Consider the following 22,028-nt stretch of genomic DNA (forward strand, 5'->3'; position numbering starts at 1 on the left):
CAGCTCCGCGGCGGCCAGTTCCGCCACCGCCGCCAGCGATGGCGACAGTCCGCGCACGTCGAGTTGCGCAAGGGCCTTCTCGGCCTCGCCAAGACGCCCGATCAGCAACAACCGGCGCGCCGCGATCAGCCGCGCCTGCAGCGCGTTGGCATGGTCCGCGCGCGCCTCCAGCGTGCTCGCAGCCGAGGCCAGCGCGCGCGGCGAGCCACCAAGGTCGCGCATGGCCAGCGCCACCTCGGCCTCCGCGACCACGCAACGCGCACGCGAGTGTTCTTCATGGGTGCCGAATCCCCGGGCGGCGCGGCGCAACAGTTCGCGGGCGCGCACGAGTTCGCCGAGCTGCGCCATGGCGATGCCGCGCAGCGCCAGCGCCGGCGGGTCGTCGCGCAGGGCCACGCGCTTGAGCGCGCCGAGCGCATCGCCCGCGGCAAGGGCGCGTGCGGAGGCGGCGATCAGGGAGTCCATGGCGACAGGCTAACTTGACTCGCGAAATGCCGCGCGGGTTCTGGCCAGGTGCAGGCGCTGTAGGTCAGCGCGCCCTCCGCGTCGCAGTGGATTGCCACGCGCGACGCTGATGGCGCCCTGACGGCTTGCACAACTTCATGACACTTCGCTCCTCGCTTACACGCCGTTGACATGGGGATGCCACCATGAAGGCACTTATCGCTCTTCTGGAGTTGTCATGAAAAAACTTAGTTTCGCAGTTGCCGCAGCGGCCCTCCTTTCGCTCGGCGCCGTGGGGACCATTGCGCAAGCACAGCCGCGCATCGACGCGCAGGTCTACCTCGGCGCGCCCCCGGTGATCGTGGCGCCCCCGCCGCCCGTGTACGTGCGCCCGGCGCCGGTCTACTACGGCCCGCCTCCGCCGCCGCAACGCCGCTTCTACGACCATGATCGCGCCCACCGCTGGGACGAGCGCCACGGCTACTACCGCCACGACCGTGACGGCGACGGCGTGCCCAACCGATACGACCGCGCGCCCGACAATCCGTATCGCCGCTAAGGCCTGAGGGCGCGTGCTTCCTCAGCGCGCCGTAGCGTAGGCCGGAGCCTCGGTAGAAAGGCTCTGCTTGACCTGACGGGTCAACGCATCGGCAAGCACTTCGACCTGGTCCGCCTCCACGCCTTCGAGCGCCTGGCGGGCCACGTCATCAGGCGAAGCCTTCGGCCCCGCGATGCCCGCCGTCATGTCGGTCTCCATGAACGCGACATGCAGGCTCGTCACCTGCGTTCCCTGCCCGCGCAGCCCATCGCGCAACCCATTGCTCAACGACCACGCGGCCGATTTCGACGCACTGTAGGTGGCCGCACCCGGCAGGCTCAGCCAGGCCAGCACGGACAGCACGTTGAGGATCGCCCCGCCGCCATTGGCCTTGAGCACCGGCGCGAATGCACGCGCCATGGCCCAGGATCCGAAGAAGTTGGTCTCGAACTCCGCGCGCGCCGCGTCGAAGGCATCTGCCGCACCGAGCAGCGCACCACCCCTGGAGATGCCCGCGTTGTTGATCAGCAGCGTCACGTCGCCGCATGCCTTCGCCGCAGCCTCGATCTGCGCAGCGTTGGTCACATCGAGCGCCACCGGCGTCACACCGGCCAGCGTGATGCTCGCAGGGTCGCGCGCTGCGCCATAGACCTTGCGAGCGCCGGCAGCCAGCGCGGCCTTCGCAAATGCAAGCCCCAGGCCACGATTGGCGCCGGTCACGAACACAACGGAATCCTTGAGTTTCATCTACGTCTTTCGGTTGTCATAGGAAGAAGAAAATTCAGGCCCGCTGAACACGCCGAAGCATGCCGGCGGTGGTGCGCGGCCAGCCGACGCGACCGAACCACGCGCCGCCCGCGATGGCCGCCGCGATGACGGCCCCGTAAGCCACCATCGCCACGCCCTGCATGGAAAACACCTGCCCCAGGTTGCCGCCCCAGCGCAGCGCCAGCCAGCCACCGATGGCGGCAACCGCCAGGCGCACCAGGTTGCCCATCACCGGCCACAGCAAGCGCCCCGCCCCTTGCGAGGCGAAATACAGGACCAGCCCGACGCCGAAGAAGCCATACATCGGCCCGGCCGCCTGCAGGTACTGCGTACCGGTCTCGAGCATGCCCGGATCGCTGCCGAACAGTTGCAACCAGGGGCGTGGAAACAGTGCCGCCGCGAGGCCGATGGTCTCGGTCAACGCGAACGCCAGGGCCGCGCCGGCCCATGCGGCACGCATCGCACGCTCGCGCTGCCCCGCGCCCATGCAGGTGCCCACCATCGCCAGCAGCGGTGCACCCAGGCCGAAGACCAGCGGCACCAGCAGGTATTCGAGGCGCGATGCCGTGCCGTACCCGGCGATGGCGCTGGCGCCGAAGTGCCCGGCGAGCGCCGTGGCGACGCCGATGGCCAGGTTGGTGGAGAACGTCGAAACCGACCCGAGCAGCCCGACGCGCAGGATGTCCCGAAACAGCGCCCAGCGCAGCCGGATGCCGGTGAGCTTCAGCTTGAGCAGGCTGCGGTTCGAGCGCAGATACACCACCAGCGCGATCGTGCCGAGCAGGTAGTACAGCAGCAACGCCACCGCACCGCCCGCGATGCCCATGCCCGGGATCGGGCCCCAGCCGAAGATCAGCAGCGGCGACGCAGGCACCAGGAACACGACGCCCGCCACCATCACGTTGGCCGGCACCGTCATGTTGCCCGTCCCCCGGATCACCGCGGCCAACGAGTTGAACAGCCACACCAGGATCGCGCCCACGAACACCCAGTTCGAATACGTCAGCGCAGCCTCCAGCGCCTCTCCCGAACCGCCCATCAGCGTGTAGAGCCAGCGCCCGCCCAGCAGCAAGGCCAGCGAGAACACCACGCCAAATCCCAGCGCGATGACCATGGCATGCAGCACCAGCCCATCCGCATCGGCGCGACGACCGCCGCCGAGCGCACGCGCGATCGCCGACGCAATGCCACCACCCATCGCGCCCGCCGAAGTCATCTGCATCAGCATGACGATGGGGAACACCAGCGCCATGCCCGCCAGCGCATCGAGCCCCAGCTTGCCGACGAAGTAGGTCTCGATGAGGCCGGTCGCGGCCTGCGCGACCATCACCAGGATATTGGGCGCGGCCAACTTCAGCAGCGTGGGCACGATCGGCGCCTCCAGCAGCATCCGCGTGCGCGGGTCGAGGTTGCCGGCGGCGCGCGCCGGCGCGGGATTGGCGCCGTTGGCGGGATTCGCAGTGTTGGACATGGGGTTCCCTGTTTCAGGCGCGAGCCGTGGCCGAAGCGACGGGCTTGGCCGCCTGTTTCGCCGGGCGACGGATCATCATCACCAGCACCGAGGCCAGCAGGCAGGCCGCACCGGCCGTATACAAGGCCGGGGTGTAGGTCAGCAGCAACGTGCGCGCGAAGCCCGCGCCATAGGCGGCAGTGGCCGCGCCGAGCTGATGCGCGGCGAAGACCCAGCCGAACACCAGCCCGACCTTCTGCGGCCCGAAGGTGGCGCCGGCCAGCTTCACCGTCGGCGGCACGGTCGCGATCCAGTCGAGCCCGTAGAACATCGCGAACAGGCCCAGGCCGTAGATCGTGAACTCCGAATGCGGCAGCCAGAACAGCGAGAGCCCCCGCAGGCCGTAGTACCAGAAGAGCAGCTTGCGGTTGTCATAGCGGTCCGACAGCCAGCCCGACAGGATCGTGCCGACGAAGTCGAAGGCGCCCATCATCGCGAGCACCGATGCCGCCGGCACCGCGCTCAGGCCGTTGTCGCCGCACAGCGAGATGAAGTGCGTCTGCACCAGCCCGTTGGTGCTGAGGCCGCAGATGAAGAAGGTGCCGGCCAGGATCAGGAAGGTCTTGTTGCCGATGACTTCGCCCAGCACCTTGAACGGCGTGCCGAAGTTCATGACCATCGGCGCGGCCGCGGGCCCCGCCGGTTGCGTGCCGGGCGCTTCGCCATACGGCAGCAGCCCCACGTCGGACGGACGATTGCGCACCAGGCACAGGGCCAGCACCGCGATGGTCACGCAGCCCACGAACAGCGGTGCCACGGCGGAACGCCAGCCCCAGTGCTCGATCATCCAGGCCGCGAAGGGCAGGAACGCGAGCTGCCCCGTCGCCGCGCTGGCGGTGAGCATGCCGACGACCAGCCCGCGCCGCGCCACGAACCAGCGGTTGGCGACCACGGCACCCAGCACCAGCGCCGTCAACCCGGTGCCAAGGCCGAGCAGCAGGCTCCACAGCACGAAGAGTTGCCACAACTGGCTGGCGACGGTCACGAGCGCCATGCCGGTGCCCACCAGCGTGAGGCCGGCGCACATCACGGCACGCAGGCCGAAGCGTTCCATCAGCACCGCCGCAAATGGCCCCATCAGGCCGAACAGCGCGAAGCGCAGCGCCAACGCAGACGAGATCTGTTCCGTGCTCCAGCCGAATTCCGCGGTGAGCGGCTTCAGCATCGCGCCCGGCAGGCCCAGCGCGGCCGACATCGTCAGCATGGTCAGGAAGGTGACGGCGGCGACGATCCAGCCGTAGTGGATGCCACGGCGTTGCAGCCAGGCGGAGAGTTGTGAGGCAAACATGGGGGCCCTGCTTGAACTGGAATGAAAGGGTGCTGGAACTCAGGCGACGTGTTCGGCCTGCGCGGCGGGCTCGTCCGAACCCAGCAGCGCTAGCGACTCGTCGATGAGCTGGTGCAGCGCGCTCACGCGCTCCACGCCAAGGATCTTGTTGAGGCCGAGTTGCGCCTCGCGCCAATGCACCTGCGCTTCCTTGCGCTTGGCAATGCCCGCCTCCGTCACGGCAATGAGGCGGCTGCGCGCGTCGGCGCCCTCGCCCTGCACCAGCCAGCCCGCGGCCACCAGCGGCTTGAGGTTGCGCGTGAGCGTGGAAGCGTCGACGCTCATGGCACGGGCCAGGTCGACCGGGCGCAACGGCCCCAGGTTGATGACATGCGACAGCAGCGAGTACTGCGAGGTCTTCAGGCCGCTCGCCGCGACGTGCGCGTCATAGTGGCGCGAGACCACGCGGCCCAGCTGCCGGAGCTTGAAATTCGTACACCCTTGGGGTTTGGAAATTTGCGTCATGGCTTTGATTGTAGCTACAATCATTGCATATGCAACCGTAAAGGAAAGACCATGTCGCAAAACAACCTTCTCGAACAGTGGCTCGCCGAAGAGCGCGAAGTCATCGCCCGCCTCGATGCCGGCCCCGGCCCGGGCCTGGCGCGCCCCGACCAGCTGGAAGGCAAGACCGGCCTCGAAGTCATGCAGATGATGCTGGCTGGAGAGATTCCCTATGCCCAGATCGCCAAGACGCTGGAGTTCACGATCATCGAAGCCCGCCCCGGCGTCGCCATCTTCCAGGGCACGCCGCTGCCCCAGCACCTGAACCCGCTCGGCACCATCCACGGCGGCTGGGTCGCGACGATGCTCGATTCGGCGCTGGGCTGCTCGGTCCACACGATGATGCCGCCCGGCCGCGGCTACACCACGGCCGAACTCGGCGTGAACTACGTCAAGGGCCTCACGCCGAAGATCGAGCGCGTCCGCGCCGAGGGCAAGGTCATCCACTGCGGCAAGCAACTCGCCACGGCGGAGGCCCGCCTGTTCGGGCCCGACGGCACGCTCTACGCGCATGCCACGACCACCTGCCTCGTGTTCGAGATGCCCAAGCGCTGAGAGAGACCTCCCCACGCAGGCTCGTGGGAAGCAATAATCCCTCGATGAGACTCCTCCACACGATGCTGCGCGTTGGCAACCTCCAGCGCTCGATTGACTTCTACACGCAGGTGCTCGGCATGCAAGTGCTACGCACTTCCGAAAACCCCGAGTACAAATACAGCCTCGCCTTCGTCGGCTACGAAGGCAATCCGGCGCAGGCCGAGATCGAGCTGACGTACAACTGGGGCACCGAGAGCTACGAGCTCGGCACCGCCTACGGCCACATCGCGCTCGGCGTGCCCGATGCCTACGCGGCCTGCGAAAAGATCAAGGCCAACGGCGGCAACGTCACGCGCGAGGCGGGTCCGGTCAAGGGCGGCACCACGGTCATCGCCTTCGTGACCGACCCTGACGGCTACAAGATCGAGCTGATACAGCGCGCAGAACAAGCCGCCGGCGGCGGGCTGCGCTGACCCTGGCGCCATGACGCGTCACGTCGCGTTGCTGCGCGGAGTGAACGTGAATGGCATCACCATCCGCAGCGTCGACCTGAAGAAGCTGTTCGTCGACCTCGGCTTCGCGAACGTGCGCACGGTGCTGGCCAGCGGCAACGTACTGTTCGACGCCACCGGCAGCGCCGCAACGCTCAAGAAGCGCATCGAGGCCGCGCTGCGCGAGCGCTTCGGCTACGATGCCTGGATCGTGCTCGAAACGCAAGCGCAACTTGCGAAGGCGGCGGCGGCGTGGCCCTTCGAACGCATCGACGACGAGCGCCATCCGTACGTCGTCTTCAGCTCCGACGCCAAGGTGCTCGACGCATTGGTCCACCAGGCCGGAAAAGCAGATCCCGCCATCGAACGCCTGCAGGCCGGCCAGGGCGTGCTGTATTGGCAATGCCCGCGCGGCAGCAGCACCGACACGCCGGTCGCCAGGCTCCTGGCCAGGCAGACCTACAAGGCCAGCATCACTACGCGCAACCTGCACACGGTCGAAAAACTCATCGCCGATTGATTTCGCGCCACACCGCATCCTTTCGCGGCGCCCAAACGTCCTGTTGATTGCCTCTTGAGTCGATGCGGCTTCGCCATCTCGACTCAATCCCCCGCGGGGGGCGGGCCGGGCATCGCCCGGTCCTGGGGCCTCTCCAACATCAACCGAAGGACCGTCATGAAACACATGGTGAGCTACAAACTCAAGCCCGATTGCGTTGCCGAGAACGAACGCCTATCCAAAGCCGTGTACGAGGCGCTGGAGCAGGCACGGCCGCGGGGACTACGCTACGCGACGTTCAAGCTGGAAGACGGCGTAAGCTTCATTCACGTCGTCTCGCACGACGAGGCCGACGGCAGTAACACGCTGACCTCGCTGCCGGCATTCAAGGCGTTCTCGGCGGGCGTCAAGGAGCGCTGCGAGGTCCTGCCGCACCGCGTGCAACTGACGGAGATCGGATCCTATGGATTCATCGGCGAATGACCAGGCCGAGCCCGGCGACATCATCGGCATGCTGGAGCAGGGGCGCCGGCAATTCCTTGCGCTGGTCGCGCACATCCGGCCCGACCTGCACCGCTACTGCACCCGCATGACCGGCTCCGTCACCGACGGGGAAGACGTCGTGCAGGACACGCTGGCCGCCGCCCTCTTCGAACTGTCGCAGTCCCGGGCCTTGCCGCCGCTGCGCCCCTGGCTTTTTCGCATTGCACACAACAAGACCATCGACCACCTGCGCCATGAGAAATACCGGCGCCACGAGCCGATCGAAGCCGCGAGCGATGTCGCCGACGATGCGGCGGGCGAGCCCGACAACATGCTGGCGCGAAGCCAGGCCACCCGGGCTGCCATCGCGTGCTTCCTGGCGCTGGCGCCAGCCCAGCGCGCCTGCGTGATCCTGAAAGACGTGCTCGACCATTCCGCCGAGGACATCGCACTCGAACTGAACCTGAGCGTGCCGGCCGTCAAGTCCGCGCTGCATCGTGGGCGCGCCGTGCTGCGGCAAGCGGCCAGGGCGCCATCCCGTGCCCCGAACGCATCGCCGATCTCGCCGGCCCTGCTGCGCTACGCCTCGTTGTTCAACGCCCACGACTGGGACGGCGTGCGGGCCCTGCTCGCGGACGACGTGCGGCTCGACCTCGTGTCCCGGCGCAAGGCCGCGGGCCGTCGCGAAGTCGGCCAGTACTTCAGCAACTACGACCGAACCGCGGGCTGGCAACTGTTGCCCGCCTGGCTGGAGGGCCGCGAGGCGCTGGCGGTCCGCACGCAGGCGCAATCCGAAGCGCCGGCCTACTTCATCGAAATCGATTGGGCCGGCGGCCGGGTGGCCTCGATCCGCGATTTCCGCTACGTGCCCTACATCGCCCGGGACGCGGCCTACCAGCTGTACTTCACGCCGGCCTGCCCCTTGCCCGCCATGTAGTTGCGCGCACCGAACTCCCCGCCCACGCTGCCCCAGACGCTGACGCGCTTCGTCACGTTGCCTTGCAGGCCGATCCTGGCCTCGAAGCGGTTCCTGGGCATGCGATCGACGACACGATCGCCGTCGAACATCATCGACTTGTCGGCGGCGGTGCCGCGCCACCAGTTCACCTCGGCGAAGGGTCGCATCAGCTTGTTGCCCGCATCGTCGTCCGTGTTGCCATGGACGCGCAAACCGACGCGCGTGGTGGGGCCGCTCACATTCAGGCGCGACACCACCGTGCTCGTGGACTCGACGTGGTTGTCGGCGCGCAGGTCCTGCAGGATCAGTTGCGCCTGCGGCTCGACATACATCTGGCTCCGTCCGTTGTCGAACACCTTGAACGAGTAGCCGGCTTCCAGCGAAGCCGTGATGCCGCGCGAGCGGTACGACTCCTGCTGCAGCCCCAGGCCCTGCACCTTGTTCTTGTAGGCGCCGCCCAGGATCCATGCGTCCACATACGGGCCGGAGAGGATGTCGCGGTTGCCGTACCAGGTGGCGTACATGCCCAGGTTGTAGCCGTCGACCGTGCCGGCGGCCGAGCTGCCGTCGGCGTTGACCGAGCGGCTTTGCGTCCTGCCGTACATGCCCATCGCGCCGATCCGCACACTGCCTTCGCTGCCGACGTTAAAGCGGGCCAGGTCAGCGCCGCCGTGCAGGATGTAGGTACGGCCGCCGATCGTCGACTGCGGGCTCGCACCGTCGCGGCTGGCATAAGTGTCCACCACGCGCACCCAACCGTTGCCGTCGCTCGACGCCTTGAGGTCCTTGCCTTCCTGTCCCGGCGCCTGGCCCTGCCGCTCGTGCAGGGTGTGCACCGACATCTGCAACGCGGCCTGGCGATTGGCGAGATAACCGCCCACCTCCGGCCGGTACACAGGGAACGCCGCTGATCCGCCGCCGCCACCGCCGTCGACCGGCGGCCTGAAGGCCACCAGGCTCGAGGTGTTCACCAAGTACCAATCCTGCACCTGCCCGCCGTCTCCCCCGCGCACGAGCCGATAGTTGAATGCGCCGGAAGCGATCGCATTGCTGCCCACACGGTAGCCATCGGAGCGGGTGTCCAGCGCGAAGGCGCGGGCCGTGGTGGTGGCGCCATTGCGCGTCTCCACCACGCGAATGCCTTGCCGCGTCTGCGTGCCGGCAGTGCCCGCGGACTTCACCACCAGGCCGGTCGAGCCCGTGGCGCTGCCGCCGTCGATCACCAGCTTGTCGGTGGCCGACGCGTCGCCGCCCAGCACGGTGCGAATCACCAGGCTGGCGTTGTTGCCGACGTAGCCGCCCGTCACCACCAGGTTGTTGCCCGGCGTGCTGCCGATGGGGCCGGCCAGGTTCACGATGCCGTTGTTGCCGAGGCCATTGGCCAGCGTGAACACGCTGTTGCGCGGATTCGGCGTCGCGCCCAGCGCATTCAAGGCCGCCACGGTGCCGTAGTTGGTCACATGGCCGTTCACCGTGCCGGTGCCCGACAGCACGCCGGACTGAGCCACCGTGACTTCACCCGCGCCAGCGCCGCCGAAGCTGCCGCCCGCGATGAGCGCGCCGCCGTTGATGTCGGTGCGCCCGGTGTGCTGCACGTTGTCTTTCACGGTCACGGCGCCGGGGCCGTTCTTGACCACATTGCCGGCGCCGCTGACGGGGTTGACGAAGGCGCCTTGCGCGCCATCGAAGGTCAAGGTGCCGGCGTCGGCGATCGCGCCGCTGCCCAGGCCATCCACCTGCCGGATGGAAGCCGCGGCGCCCTGGGCGATCGACGTGGCCGCCGTCATGGAAGCGTTCGAACTCGAAACGGCCAGCGTGCCGCCGACGATGTTGAGCTGGCCCGCGCCGGTCAGTCCGCCGTCGGCCCTGCCCCCATTGACGAGGTTGAGCGTGCCGCCGCCCAGGTCCAGCATCGAGCCGGCATCCGCCTGCAACTGGCCGATGGTCTGCAGGTGCCCGGCGAGTTGGGCCTGCGTCGAATTCTGCAGGTTGAGCGAACGCGTGTTCCCCAATGCGTTGTCGGCCGCGAGCTGGAGCGTGCCACCGGCGACCGTGGTCTGGCCGGTGTAGTCGTTGGCCGTGTTCGACAAGGACACCAGCCCCGTGCCGGCATCGATCGCTAGGTTGCCGCTGCCGGTGATCCGGGCCGATTGGTCGCCCGCTTCGCCCGTCGCGCCGCTGCGCTGCTGCAGCGTCAGCGTCTGGCCCTGCTGCAGGTCGAGCTTCGTCAAGCCGTAGTTGACGTAGAGGCCGTCGTCTTGCCGGACGGCCAGGCGATAGTTGTAGTCGCCCTTCGCGACGACCTGCCCGCCCTGGGTGATGTCGAGCGTGCGCTTGTCGGAGATCAGTTGCCCGCCCTGGTCGCGCAGCACGAGGTTGCCGCCGGTGCCCACCGTGGCGGCGGCGTTGACGAGCTTGAGGCCGATGTTCGCGTCATCCTGCTCCAGCAGCGAGGCCCGGGTGTCGACCGTCGGCGTGACGGCGTTGTAGGGCGCCGGCACATTGACCTGGACCGTGCCCGTGCCGCTCGCGTCCAGCGCGCCGACGGTGATCGAGCTGACGGCGACCCTGTAGTTGGGCGCCGTGCCGTTGAACAAGGCGGCGCCGCCGTTGAACCTCAGGCCGCCGATCTTCTGCTCGCCGTCGCCCACCGTCGTGATGCTCTGCTGGCCGAGTTCCAGCGTGGCGTTCTGCAGGGCCGCGGTATTGGCGCCGCCCAGCGCGAAGCTGCTGTCGCCGAGCTTGACCGTCCCCGCGAACGCGCCGCCGACGTTGCGCGTGAAATCGAAGGTCTGGCCCGCGGTGTCCGTCACGACCGTGCCGGTGCCGGCCAGCTTGTTGTTCAGCGCGAACGCGCCGCCGGTCGCGGTGACGAGCGAGCTGCTCTTGTCGATGGAGAGGATGCCGGTGTCGGCCTGGTTGTCGTCGAGCTTGAGCGCCGTCTTCAGCGTGACGACCGAGCCATTGACGAGGGCGACGTTTTCGAAATTGCGGATGCCGGATGTCGCGCTGTCGTAGGCCGTCTGCGTGTTGTCCAGGATCAGGGTGTCGGTCGCGCCCCCCACGCCGCCGTCCAGGCGGCCCGTGACGATGGCCTTGTTGCCCCGCACGGTTACTGTGTCCTGGCCGGTGCCGCCGACGAGGTTGCCGGTGATCATGCTGTTGTCCAGCAGCGCCGTGTTCGTTCCGTTGCCGAGCAGGACGTTGCCCATGACAACGCCGCCCGCGCTGTTCTCGAAGGCGTGGCCCGCGTCGTCCAGCACGACGGCGTTGGAGCCGGCCACCCCCAACAAGGTGCCGTGGTTGACGAGCGTCCCGGGCGCGCCCTGCACCAGCACGGCGCCTGCATTCGTGCCCGTGATGTTGGCCCCCTGGTCGATCGTGACGGTATCGGCCGACTTGACCAGGATCGCCTGGCCCGTGCCGCTGACCTGGACCGACTTGCTCGTCACGGTGAGGTCCCCGGTCGTGTTGGCATAGACGCCCGAGCCGTTGCCGGTCACGCTGATGTCGAATGCATCGCCGACCACCAGGTCGCCGGTGGTGGGGGTGCCGTTGGCGTTGGTCAGGGCCAGCCCCTTGCCGGCCGTGTTGCTGCTCACCAGGATCGTGCCGTGCGAGGCCGCGTCGAGGTTGTTCTCGGTCAGCAAGGCGGCGCCGCTGCCCCTCATTTCAAGGAAGGTGCCGTCCAGCAGGGTGTTGCCCGCCTGGCCCTGGTTGGTCACGAGATTGCCGAAGCCGCCACCCAGGCCGATGATCGAAGCGTCACTGGTCAGCACGACGCGCCCCGCGTCCGTGCCGATCAGCACGCCGGAGGCGCCCTTGTCCACCGTGATGGTGTCCGAGGTCGTCAGCGTGCCACCCCCATGCACCCAGATGCCGGCGTTGCCGTCGTGCACGGTGATCGTGCCGGCCTTGCCGTCGACCGGCGTCACGCGCGAGCCCACGCCGGTGATCTCGATGCCGGTGCCGTGCGCGAGGTCGATGTCGCCGGCGTTGCTCAACTCGGCGCCGTTCTTCACCTGGAAGACGGTGACATTCCTGGCGCTGTCGTCCACCGTGATGTCGGCGGTATTGGTGAACCTGGAATCGCCTCGCCCGACGATATTGCCGCCCAGGTCATGCTTGTTGTCGTCCACCGAGACGGCGATGGTGTCGTCGCGGAACGAGATGACCTTGGCCGCGCCGGTCATCGTGCCCGTGGCGCCGCCTTCCACCTTGAGCGCCGTGGCGCCCTTGCCTGCGACAGTCAGGTCCATGTTGTCGAGGTTCGCCGAAGAGCCGACGCCGGTGACCAGGATCGCAGTGGAGCCTTCGCCCGAAGCCACCAGTGGTGCGGACGTTGCGTTGTTGATGGTGGCGCCGTCCTCGATGCGGAACAGCGTCGAGTTCTTCGTGGCCACGTCCAGCGCGCCGCCTGCCGGGGCGTTGTTGATGTTCACCACCGAGCCCACGCCATGGGCGAAGAAGCCGACCTGGCGCTCGCCGTCGTTGAACTTGACGTTGCCGCCGCTGACGTCGATCTTGCCGCCCGCGCGCGCATGCACGCCGATCGCGTTGTCCCCGCTCAGGTTCACCACGCCGCCCAGCGTCACCGCGCTGCCGGCGCCTTCGGCCCACACACCATAGTTGGGCAGGTCCTTGTCGCTCGACGTGCCGAGGTTGATGGTGCCGGTGCTCGTTGCCTTGCCGCCATCCGTGGCCTTGAGGCCCACGCCGTTGGTGCCCAGCAGGTTGATGGTGCCGGCATTGACGATGGTCGAGCTGCCGCTGTCGCCCTGGACCCAGATCCCGCGGTTCTCCAGCGGCGAGCCGTCACGCGCCCCCTTCACGTCGATCGTCCCGTTGTTCACCACGCTGGCCGAATTCACGCCTTGGACGAGGATGCCCGTCGCATCCTGCATGCCGCTGCCGATGCCGATGTAGCCGTCGTTGAGAAACTGGCTGCTGTCATGGACGACTACCGCCTGCCCGCCCGCGCGCACGGAGGTGTCAGCGCCGCCCGCGGCCATGCTGCCGGCCAGGCTTCCCGGCGTGATCGAGCCGGCCGCTTCACGGCCAAGGTACAGCACGCCAGTCGCCGTGTTGACGACCTTGCTGCCGTTGCTCGCCATCACGCCGAGCACCGGGCTGGCCAGCTCCGAATCGTTGGAGCCGATGTTCATCGCACCTTCGTTGATGAAGGTGCCCTGGTTGGTGACGTCGACGCGCGAGAAGCCGTTGAGCGCCCGGGTGTCGGAATTGACCGCGCCTGCGTTGAAGATGCCCTTGTTGGTCAGGACCGAGCCCGCACCGTCGACCGAACTGTTTCCGCCGATGTAGACCACGCCCGGCGCCGATGCATCGGCCGCCGTGGACGCATAGCCCACCGTCACCACGCCGTTGTTGGTGCCCTGCGAGCCCCCCAGGACCACGAACGGACGGGCAGTACCGGCGGTCGTGGCGATGCGACCGTCGTTGATGACCGTGGCGCCCTGCTCGCCGCGCAATGCGTCGCCATCCGCCATCTCCACGGTGGTGCCCGTCGGGTTGGCGACGCGCGCGGTGGCGTTGGCGCCCACGGCCAGCAGCAGCGCGCGCTTGCCGGCATCGATGTAGAGGGGATCGTTGGGCGGCAGTGGCGCGTCACTGCCGGTCGGCATGATGTGCACGCTGACCGGCGACGTGCCGTAAGCCAGCTTCACGCTCGCGTCGTAGTTCGCGTAGTCGATGCGGCCCGCCTGGATCTCCTGCACGAGCCAGGCGTTGTACTGGGTCAGCGAGGCCAGGTCCGTGACCGTGTGCGAGGTGGTGGCGCCCTTGGCGTCTGTGACGTTGAAGGTGCCGGTGTAGGCCACGGCATCGAAGGTCTGGTCGCGCGCGGCCGTCTGCGCCGGGGCAGCGGTGATCTGGAAGGCGTCGCCGAACTTCACGTAGTTGCCCGATCGCCAGACGGCCTCCGTCTTGTTGCCGGTCGTGCCGTCGACATAGATCAGCGCGGTCTGCTTCGCGGCATTCAGGGCGACCCGGCTCGTACCCAGGTCGACGTTGAGCGTGCCGTTCTGGACGCTCGCCAGGCGCAAGTCGACATAGGCCTGCGCGTCTTTCGGGAAAATCTGCACCGCGTTGACGAAGTAGGCATTTGCAAAAGCAGTGCCGATGGGCCCTTGCGTAAATGACGATGCGCTATAGACCGGCAGCGATTGCATATTGCCGGTGATCGAATCTGGCACCGTAATTGTGGAATTCTTGGCACCTACGACCAATTGCATCTTGCCCGTCACGTCCGGCGCTGTGGCATAGCCTTGCGAGATCGCATCTGCCCACGGGATGAAGTAGCCGGCCGGGATTTTCTGGAAATTGGCGGGGCCGGTGAGGCTGTTCATGCCGGTCGACGTGAAGACGGTCTGGCCCACCTTGTTGCTGTTGCCGCCGCTGTTCCAGTCCGGGGCGATCGTGACATCGAGCGCCATCGCCGGGCCGCTCGCCAGCGCCGCCGCGCCGAGCAGCCAGTGCGAAACCTTGCTGCGTGTGCTGGATTTGCTGCGCCCCCTGGCCGTTTCCTGGACGGCAACGTATGTGTTGAGTGATTCGTTCCAGATGACTCGGTGATTCTTATTCATTGACAATTTGAAAAAACGTTAATAGCTCAATATTCCAGCCTCCAAGTAAATCATGACGACTAAACGATCACAACCAAAGGTTCTGAACTTTCAATCACCGCAATTGTTAATTCAATTAACGCACTTGTGATTTATTCATTCTCACAGCTGCCGCGGCATCCCATTTTTTCAAGTCGACGCGCTTATTCCAGCGCTTGCGCTGCGACGGCAGTGCGCCAGCGTCCCGGAATGAATGCACTAGTCAATGCAAGACCCGCCTCAAGACAAATTGATTTGTCAATTGGCCAAAGGCACCGACGCTATGGAAGTACAGTGCGGTTTTAGGCAGGCGTGCAGGCGAACTGCGGCCGGCCGCAGCGGTGCGTCAGCTGCCAAAGGCCTGCAAATCGACCTGCCGTCGGGCGCACGGCAGAGGCGCCAGGTGTTGGCGCAGCGCCGCGGGGAGGCGCCGCGTGGCGCCTCGAAGCGTCGCCGGCAGCGCTAGGCGCAGCCCAGCAAATCCGCCAACGTGTTGATATCGCGGGCGTGAAAAGTGTTGCTTTCACGCGACGATACGTCCTTCGGACGCTTCGCGCCGTACTCCAGAGGACGCTCGATGTACCCGGTTTGCAGGCCGCAATTGCGCGCGGCCTCCAGGTCGTCATGGTGCGCGGCGGCCAGCATGACCTCGCCGGGGCTGAGGTCGAACACCCCAGCCACACCCAGGTAGGTGCGCGGGTCCGGCTTGTAGGCCTTGAATACTTCGGCCGACAGCACGCAATCCCAGGGCAGGCCGGCGCGCTTGGCCATCTCGGTGAGCAGGCCGATGTTGCCGTTCGACAAGGTGCAGATCGTGAACTTGCGCTTGAGGCGCGTCAGTCCCTCGACTGAATCGGGCCAGGCCGGCAGCCGATGCCAGGCGCGGTTCAACTCGCGTTTCCGGGCCTTGTCGAGACGGCCGACCTTGAACTCGCGCAACACGTCCTCGAGGATGGCGAGGTGCAGTTCATCGACGAGCGTGAAGCCGCCCTCGCCCGCCGCGAGCCGTTCCATGACGCCGCGCATCGCCGGCTGGTAGCCCGCGCGCCAGGCCAGCGCAAACGCATCGGCATCGACCTCGGGCAGCGCCTGCGCCACCTCGGCCGAGATGCCGCCGTGCCAGTCGACGACCGTGCCGAAGACGTCGAACGCGATGACCTTGAGGGTCTGTGTTGTGGACTCCATGAGCGCCATTTTGACGCTCTGGAAAACGGGGAGCCGAACAGCCGGATGCGCAGCCGAACAGCCGGATGCGGGCAGCCGAACGCAGAAGTCGCAAAAGGAATGCAGAAGCATTTCTTGAGTTTCTTCTGCGACCTCTGCGTACTTTTGTCTTCCTTCTGCGTTCGGCTGCCCGCGTCCGTGTCCGCGTCCGACGGACCTCAGCGCTTGAGTTGGCTCGCCTCGCGCGCCAGCGTTTCGATGCGGGCCCAGTCGCCCTTGGCGATGGCGTCGGTCGGCACGATCCACGAGCCGCCGACGCAGGCGACGTTGGACAGGGCTAGGAAGTCGGGCGCGTTGCCCAGGCTCACGCCGCCCGTGGGGCAGAAGGTCACGTCGCCGAACGGGCCCTGCCAGGCCTTCAGCATCGGCAGGCCGCCGGCTTGCATGGCGGGGAAGAACTTGAGCTCGGTGAAGCCGTCTTCCTGCGCCGTCATGATTTCGCTGCCGGTGGCAACGCCGGGCAAGAGCGGCAGGCCGATGTCGCGGCAGGCCTTGCCGACGGCGCGCGTGTAGCCGGGGCTCACACCGAACTTGGCGCCGGCCAGCGCGGAAGCCTGCGCATCGGCGGAGCTGCGGATGGTGCCGGCGCCGGCGACGGCCTCCGGCACTTCCTTGGCAATGGCCTCGATGCACTGCAGCGCCTGGGGCGTGCGCAGCGTCACTTCCAGCATGCGGATGCCGCCGGCCACCAACGCGCGCGCCAACGGCACGGCATGAGCCACGTCGTGCAGCACGATGACCGGTATCACCGGTGCGTCGCGCATCACCTGGAGCGCGGTCAATGTCTCTTTCACAGCCATGTACAGGCTCCTTTTTCTGCGGTCAAAGCATTGCGGCGCATGCCGGCGAACAGTTCGCGACCGAGGCCGCGGCCGTCGGCATCGCGTTGGGACTCGGGTTGGACGGCGTTCTCGCGCGCGGCCCATTCGTCGTCCGGCAGCAGAACGGCCAGCGTGCCGGCCACCGCGTCGAGGCGGACCAGGTCGCCGTCACGCACCTTCGCCAATGGGCCACCGGCAGCCGCTTCCGGCGAAAGGTGGATGGCCGCGGGGATCTTGCCCGACGCGCCGCTCATGCGCCCGTCGGTGACCAGCGCCACGCGGAAGCCCTTGCCCTGCAGCACGGACAGCGGCGGCGTGAGCTTGTGCAACTCGGGCATGCCATTGGCCTGCGGACCTTGCCAGCGCACCACGCACACGACGTCCCGGTCCAGTTCGCCAGCGGTGAAGGCCTTCTGCAGCGCGAACTGCGAATCGAATACGCGCGCCGGCGCCTCGATCACATGGCGGTCCTCGGGCACCGACGACACCTTGATCACGCTGCGGCCCAGGTTGCCGTTCAGCAGCTTGAGGCCGCCGGTGGCGCTGAAGGGCTGGCCGACCGGTCGCGTGATCGCCTCGTCGGCCAGTGGCGCGGCCGCATTCCAGCGCAACGTGGCATTGGCTGCATCCGCCAGTTCGGGAATGCCGCCGAATTCGCGGATGCCGCCGGCGCGCACGGTCATCACGTCGGCATGCATCAGGCCGGCCTCGACCAGCTCGCCGATCACGAAGCCGGGGCCGCCCGCGGCCTGGAACTCGTTGACATCGGCGGTGCCGTTGGGATAGACGCGGGCCAGCAGCGGCACCACGTCGGAGAGCCTGGAAAAGTCATCCCAGTCGATCACGATGCCCGCCGCGCGGGCTACCGCGACCCAGTGGATCAGGTGGTTGGTCGAGCCGCCCGTGGCGAGCAACGCGGCCATCGCATTGACGATGGCCCGCTCGTCGACCATCACGCCGATCGGCGGGCAGTCGTAGGCCTGGGCCGCGGCGCGTCCGAGCACGGTGCGGACCGCCTCGCGCGTCAGCGCCTCGCGCATCGAGTCGCCGGGCTGGATGAACGCACTGCCCGGCACATGCAGGCCCATGGCCTCCAGCAGCATCTGGTTGCTGTTGGCGGTGCCGTAGAAGGTGCAGGTGCCTTGGCCGTGATAGGCCGCCATTTCTGCCTCGAGCAGTCCCTTGCGCCCGACCAGGCCCTGCGCAGCCTGTTCGCGCACCTTCGACTTGGCCGTGTTCGACAGGCCCGAGGGCATCGGCCCCGCCGGCACGAACACCGTGGGCAAATGGCCGAAGTGCAGCGACCCGATGAGCAGCCCCGGCACGATCTTGTCGCACACGCCGAGCAGCAGCGCCGCATCGAACATGTCGTGCGTGAGGGCGACGGCCGTGCTCATCGCGATCACGTCGCGGCTGAACAGGCTCAGTTCCATGCCGGGCGTTCCCTGCGTCACCCCGTCGCACATGGCGGGCACGCCGCCGGCCACCTGCGCGGTCGCGCCGAGCTTGCGCGCCTCGTTCTTGATGATGTCGGGGTAGCCCTGGTACGGCGCGTGGGCCGAGAGCATGTCGTTGTAGGCGGTCACGACGCCGATGTTGGGCGCCCGTTCGCTCACCACCCTGAACTTGTCGTTGGCCGGTATCGCGGCCACTGCATGCGCGACGTTGGCGCATCCCATGCGATCGGAGCCCCGATCGCGGTCACGGATTTCGGCCAACTGCTGCAGATAGGCATTGCGCAATGGCTGGCTGCGCACGCGAATCCGCTCGGTGACCTCTAGAACTGTGGGGTGTGTGGTCATGGCCAATCATCGTACCAAAGCAATATGAAAAGCCCGGTGTTACCGGGCTTTTCATCGATACGCTCTTGCGCCTTTGCGCGCGGAACAGTATCTCGGGTCGATGTGGCTTTGCCACTGCGACTGGGGGCTCAATCCCCCAGCTTGACTTCCACGCGGCGTGCCTGGGCGTTGCTGCCGGTGCCTTCGGTGGTTTCGGGCTTCTTCAGTTCGAGCTTGTCGGCCGGCACGCCAAGGCCGACCAGCACGTCGCGCACCGCTTCGGCGCGCTTCTTGGCGAGTTGCTCGTTGATGGCGGCGTCGCCGGTGGTGTCGTGGTAGCCGGAGATCACGGCCCGCTTGCCGCCCTGGATGCCCTGGATCACGGCGGCGAGCGCTTCGGCCGCGCCGGGCGCGAGGTCCGTGCTGCCGGTCGCGAAGTAGAAGTTGACGACGCCGTTCTCCACACGGATGCTCGCGCCGTCCGGAATAACGACCACCACCGTTTCAGTGACCGTGGCCACGACCGGCGCGGTGGCCGCGGCAACCACGGGCTTGGCCTTGTGCGCCTTGCCGTTCGCATAGAGCGCAATGCCGATCACGAGGAACAGCACGAGCGCAATGACGCCCACTGCGATGCCGAGGATGAGATTTTGTTGACTGTCGTCGTCGCTGGGGGATGCCATCGGGCGGACTCCGTTATTAAGGGGCAAGTAAATAATGGTGCGGTGAACCATGAGCCTCAAATTGTAGGTGCACCTGCACCCGACCCCGGCCCGCCCGGGCTCGACCCCATGCCCAAGCCATTGCGCGATCCGAAGCCCATGCTGGACCGCGTGATCGAGCAATGGGGCGGCCACCACGACCTCTGGCTCTTCGGCTATGGCTCGCTGATCTGGAAACAGGAGTTCGAGCATGCCGAGCGACGGCCCGCGAAGGTGCACGGCTGGCACCGCGCGCTCAAGATGTGGAGCCGCGTCAACCGTGGCACGCCGGCGAACCCCGGCCTGGTGTTCGGCCTGCTCTCCGGCGGCAGCGTTCAGGGCATGGTGTTCCGCATCCCGGCGGCCGAGGGGCTGGAAACGCTGGGCCGGCTATGGCTGCGCGAGATGCCGACCGGCGTCTACGACCCGCGCTGGCTCGATTGCAGCACGCCCGGCGGCAAGGTTCGCGCGCTGGCCTTCACCCTGTCGCGGCGCAGCCCCAACTTCACCGGCGAACTGGGCGAGGCGCGCTATCGCGAGATCTTCGCCAGCGCGGCAGGCCGCTACGGCACGTCGATCGACTACGCGCGACAGACCTTGCTGGAACTGCGCCGCCACGGCATCCACGACGCGGCATTGGCGCGGCTGGTGAGGATGGCAGGCGAGGACCTGTCGGTCGCATCGCACGGTGACCCGGCGTCGTGGCGACAGGCGTCGTCGGACAAGTCCCCGTGATGCGCAGGCTTGTGCTGCGCGGCTTTACCCGGACATGAGGCCGCCCGATACTGGACCGGCCAATCATCTGGAGAAGCCATGACATTTCGATTCGCTGCCTTGACCACCCTCCCCCTTTCCACCCTCGCCCTTTCCACCCTCGCCCTTTCGAGCGCCTTGCTGGTCGGTTGCGGCAGCATGGGAATGGGAAAGGCCGGTGCCGTCGCCAACCTCGCGCCCACGGGCGCCATCACGCCCAACCCGACCCAGGGCAAGGCAACTTTCACGGCGCTGGAGCATGGCGTCCGCCTCACGGGCGAAGTCAGCGGCCTCCCCCCGGGCAGCGAACATGGCTTCCACATCCATGAAAAGGGCGACTGCGGCGACAACGCGATGGCAGCCGGCGGCCACTTCAATCCGGCCGGTGGCACGCATGGGAAGTTCGAGGCGGCAGGCAGCCATGCCGGCGAACTGCCCAGCCTGAAGGCCGACGCCGCCGGTGTCGCGCGCTTCGACGTGGAAGTCCATGCCATCTCGCTGACCGACGGCGCCGCCAACAACGTCGTGGGCCGCGCGCTGGTGGTTCACCGCGACCCGGACGACTTCAAGACCCAGCCGGCCGGCAACTCGGGCCCGCGCACGGCCTGCGCGATCATCGCGAAGGGTTGAGCAACAGCGCCTCGGCGCGCGCCAGGGCGTCGAGCGTGTCGATGTCGGTGACGATGCCGACGTCGTCGACTTCGATGTCCGCGACCTTCCCGGCGGCACGCAGCGCCTTGAGCACGGGCGCCGCCCCCAGGTTGCCTTGCAGCGCCATCAGCGACTCGCGATTCACCCGCGCAAAGCCGACGGGATGGCCGCGCTCGCCGCGGAAGAAGGGCTGCGCCGCCTGCGCCTCGCCGCCGAGCGCCGCCGCCACCTGCCGCAACGTGGACGGCTGCACCAGCGGGAGGTCACCCGGCAAGATCAGCCATCCCGCCGCGTCGGGCGTGTTGCGCACCGCCGCCGCGATCGAGTCGCCCATGCCGGGGTGGCCGGCATCTTCCAGGTGCCACGGCAGCCCACTCGCCTGGACATGGGCCAGCGTATGCGCCAGCACGGCCTGGCCGGCCAGCAGGGCCTGCAGCTTGGAACCGCTGCCGCCGGAAGCGACGAAGCGCTCGCCGCGTCCCGAAGCCAGCACGATGACGGTGGGCAGTGTGTCGGTCATGGCCGGAGTATCGGTGTCCGGCGCGACAATGGCCCATGAGCTCACCGAACGATTCCCTGGCCGCGCTGCGCAAGAGCTACGAGCGCGCCGAACTCGACGAAACCGCGAGCGCCGGCGACCCGCTGCAGCAGTTCGAGCGCTGGCTCACCGAAGCCATCGACGCCCAGGTGCCCGAACCCAACGCCATGACGCTGGCCACCGTGGCCGGCGACTTGCGGCCGTCGACCCGCATCGTGCTGATCAAGGGCTACGACGCGCGCGGCATCGTCTGGTTCACCAACTACCAGAGCCGCAAGGGCCAGGAACTGGCGGGCAACCCCTTTGCCGCACTTCAATTCCATTGGGTCGAGCTGGAACGCGTCGTGCGCATCGAAGGCCGCGTCGAGAAAGTCGATGGCGCCGAGAGTGACGCCTACTTCGCCAGCCGTCCGCTGGATTCGCGCATCGGCGCCTGGGCCAGTCCGCAGAGCGAGGTCATCGAGGGGCGGCAGGTATTGGTGAAGAACGCCGCGGTGATCGCGGCAAGGCATCTGCTCTCGCCGCCGCGGCCGCCGCATTGGGGTGGTTATCGGCTGGTGCCGGACCGCTGGGAGTTCTGGCAGGGGCGCGCGAGCCGGCTGCATGACCGGCTGCGCTATCGGCGGGAGGACGGATCCTGGCGTCGCGAGCGCCTCGCGCCATAGAGCCGAGCCCCTCAGGACGAGCGCCACGCACACCTGTCGGCCTCCGCGGCCAACCTTGTTTCTTCAAAGACACGGAACCGTTCGCCAACTCGCCTCCGACGATCCCGATGTGCGTCTGCGGTCTCGGCGTTACCGAGGTAAGTGTTCGTCCCCGGCATGTCCCGCGGCACACATCGGGGACTACACTCGCGGCCCCTCGATCACGGGGGTCTCCC

The 22,028-nt window shown here is 67.6% G+C and carries 19 protein-coding genes and 1 pseudogene; 9 read left to right on the top strand and 11 right to left on the bottom strand.

The genetic code is table 11. The features are described 5' to 3' along the window. A pseudogene (locus HB681_RS21915) lies at window positions 1-465 on the bottom strand (helix-turn-helix domain-containing protein); the annotation flags it as partial. Between the two features lie 217 nt (window positions 466-682). On the opposite strand from HB681_RS21915, the gene HB681_RS21920 reads away from it, so the two are divergent. Continuing rightward, window positions 683-1,003 carry a hypothetical protein gene (locus HB681_RS21920; protein WP_213956985.1) on the top strand — a complete coding sequence of 107 codons (321 nt, stop codon included), beginning with the start codon at window positions 683-685 and terminating at the stop codon, window positions 1,001-1,003. A gap of 21 nt (window positions 1,004-1,024) precedes the next feature. Here HB681_RS21920 and HB681_RS21925 read toward each other — a convergent pair whose 3' ends face one another. From HB681_RS21925 to HB681_RS21940, 4 genes are all read right to left on the bottom strand, one after another. Beyond that, window positions 1,025-1,729 (bottom strand): SDR family oxidoreductase, encoded by a 705-nt coding sequence (locus HB681_RS21925; protein WP_213956986.1) that lies wholly within the window; start codon window positions 1,727-1,729, stop codon window positions 1,025-1,027. Window positions 1,730-1,763: 34 nt separating this feature from the next. Further along, entirely contained in the window at window positions 1,764-3,140 is a 1,377-nt protein-coding gene (locus HB681_RS21930) for an MATE family efflux transporter (RefSeq protein WP_256735057.1), read from the bottom strand. Window positions 3,141-3,234: 94 nt separating this feature from the next. Continuing rightward, the gene (locus tag HB681_RS21935) at window positions 3,235-4,548 is read right to left on the bottom strand and encodes an MFS transporter (RefSeq protein ID WP_213956988.1); all 1,314 of its coding nucleotides are present in this window, start codon (window positions 4,546-4,548) and stop codon (window positions 3,235-3,237) included. 39 nt (window positions 4,549-4,587) lie between these two features. Next, window positions 4,588-5,052 carry a MarR family winged helix-turn-helix transcriptional regulator gene (locus HB681_RS21940; protein ID WP_213956989.1) on the bottom strand — a complete coding sequence of 155 codons (465 nt, stop codon included), beginning with the start codon at window positions 5,050-5,052 and terminating at the stop codon, window positions 4,588-4,590. 51 nt (window positions 5,053-5,103) lie between these two features. Between HB681_RS21940 and HB681_RS21945 the strand changes: the two genes are divergently transcribed. The 5 genes from HB681_RS21945 (at window position 5,104) to HB681_RS21965 (ending at window position 8,038) form a co-directional block, all read left to right on the top strand. After that, entirely contained in the window at window positions 5,104-5,646 is a 543-nt protein-coding gene (locus HB681_RS21945) for a PaaI family thioesterase (protein WP_213956990.1), read from the top strand. Between the two features lie 44 nt (window positions 5,647-5,690). Further along, entirely contained in the window at window positions 5,691-6,101 is a 411-nt protein-coding gene (gene gloA / locus HB681_RS21950; RefSeq protein WP_213956991.1) for a lactoylglutathione lyase, read from the top strand. A gap of 10 nt (window positions 6,102-6,111) precedes the next feature. Beyond that, window positions 6,112-6,639: a DUF1697 domain-containing protein gene (locus tag HB681_RS21955; protein ID WP_213956992.1), complete on the top strand. Its 528-nt coding sequence runs from the start codon at window positions 6,112-6,114 to the stop codon at window positions 6,637-6,639. Between the two features lie 156 nt (window positions 6,640-6,795). Then, a complete protein-coding gene (locus HB681_RS21960) occupies window positions 6,796-7,101 on the top strand; it encodes a hypothetical protein (protein ID WP_213956993.1) in 306 nt (101 codons plus the stop codon). Beyond that, on the top strand, window positions 7,082-8,038 hold the full coding sequence (locus HB681_RS21965; protein ID WP_256735049.1) for a sigma-70 family RNA polymerase sigma factor: 957 nt from the start codon (window positions 7,082-7,084) through the stop codon (window positions 8,036-8,038). Before HB681_RS21960 ends, HB681_RS21965 begins: the two co-directional genes overlap by 20 nt. On the opposite strand, the gene HB681_RS21970 is transcribed toward HB681_RS21965, so the two are convergent. The 5 genes from HB681_RS21970 to HB681_RS21990 all read right to left on the bottom strand — a co-directional run bounded on the left by HB681_RS21970 (window position 7,993) and on the right by HB681_RS21990 (window position 19,188). Beyond that, window positions 7,993-14,661, bottom strand: coding sequence for an autotransporter outer membrane beta-barrel domain-containing protein (locus tag HB681_RS21970; RefSeq protein WP_213956994.1), 6,669 nt, complete (start codon window positions 14,659-14,661; stop codon window positions 7,993-7,995). The genes HB681_RS21965 and HB681_RS21970 overlap by 46 nt on opposite strands. Window positions 14,662-15,141: 480 nt before the next feature. Then, a complete protein-coding gene (locus HB681_RS21975) occupies window positions 15,142-15,864 on the bottom strand; it encodes a haloacid dehalogenase type II (protein ID WP_213956995.1) in 723 nt (240 codons plus the stop codon). Between the two features lie 197 nt (window positions 15,865-16,061). Continuing rightward, entirely contained in the window at window positions 16,062-16,703 is a 642-nt protein-coding gene (locus tag HB681_RS21980; RefSeq protein WP_213956996.1) for a bifunctional 4-hydroxy-2-oxoglutarate aldolase/2-dehydro-3-deoxy-phosphogluconate aldolase, read from the bottom strand. Next, the gene (edd, locus tag HB681_RS21985; RefSeq protein WP_213956997.1) at window positions 16,694-18,526 is read right to left on the bottom strand and encodes a phosphogluconate dehydratase; all 1,833 of its coding nucleotides are present in this window, start codon (window positions 18,524-18,526) and stop codon (window positions 16,694-16,696) included. Before edd ends, HB681_RS21980 begins: the two co-directional genes overlap by 10 nt. 128 nt (window positions 18,527-18,654) lie before the next feature. Then, a complete protein-coding gene (locus HB681_RS21990) occupies window positions 18,655-19,188 on the bottom strand; it encodes an OmpA family protein (RefSeq protein WP_213956998.1) in 534 nt (177 codons plus the stop codon). A 108-nt stretch (window positions 19,189-19,296) separates the two neighbouring features. Between HB681_RS21990 and HB681_RS21995 the strand changes: the two genes are divergently transcribed. Both HB681_RS21995 and HB681_RS22000 read left to right on the top strand, forming a co-directional pair. After that, window positions 19,297-19,941 (top strand): gamma-glutamylcyclotransferase, encoded by a 645-nt coding sequence (locus HB681_RS21995; RefSeq protein WP_213956999.1) that lies wholly within the window; start codon window positions 19,297-19,299, stop codon window positions 19,939-19,941. Between the two features lie 177 nt (window positions 19,942-20,118). Continuing rightward, the gene (locus HB681_RS22000) at window positions 20,119-20,589 is read left to right on the top strand and encodes a superoxide dismutase family protein (RefSeq protein WP_256735058.1); all 471 of its coding nucleotides are present in this window, start codon (window positions 20,119-20,121) and stop codon (window positions 20,587-20,589) included. On the opposite strand, the gene HB681_RS22005 is transcribed toward HB681_RS22000, so the two are convergent. Beyond that, window positions 20,573-21,130: an NTP transferase domain-containing protein gene (locus HB681_RS22005; protein WP_213957001.1), complete on the bottom strand. Its 558-nt coding sequence runs from the start codon at window positions 21,128-21,130 to the stop codon at window positions 20,573-20,575. The two genes, HB681_RS22000 and HB681_RS22005, sit on opposite strands and share 17 nt — an antisense overlap. A gap of 35 nt (window positions 21,131-21,165) precedes the next feature. Between HB681_RS22005 and pdxH the strand changes: the two genes are divergently transcribed. After that, window positions 21,166-21,813 (top strand): pyridoxamine 5'-phosphate oxidase, encoded by a 648-nt coding sequence (gene pdxH / locus HB681_RS22010; RefSeq protein ID WP_213957002.1) that lies wholly within the window; start codon window positions 21,166-21,168, stop codon window positions 21,811-21,813. Window positions 21,814-22,028: the final 215 nt, after the last annotated feature.

Origin of the sequence: Variovorax sp. dw_954, assembly GCF_018449755.1 — a bacterium.
GTDB lineage: Bacteria > Pseudomonadota > Gammaproteobacteria > Burkholderiales > Burkholderiaceae_C > Variovorax.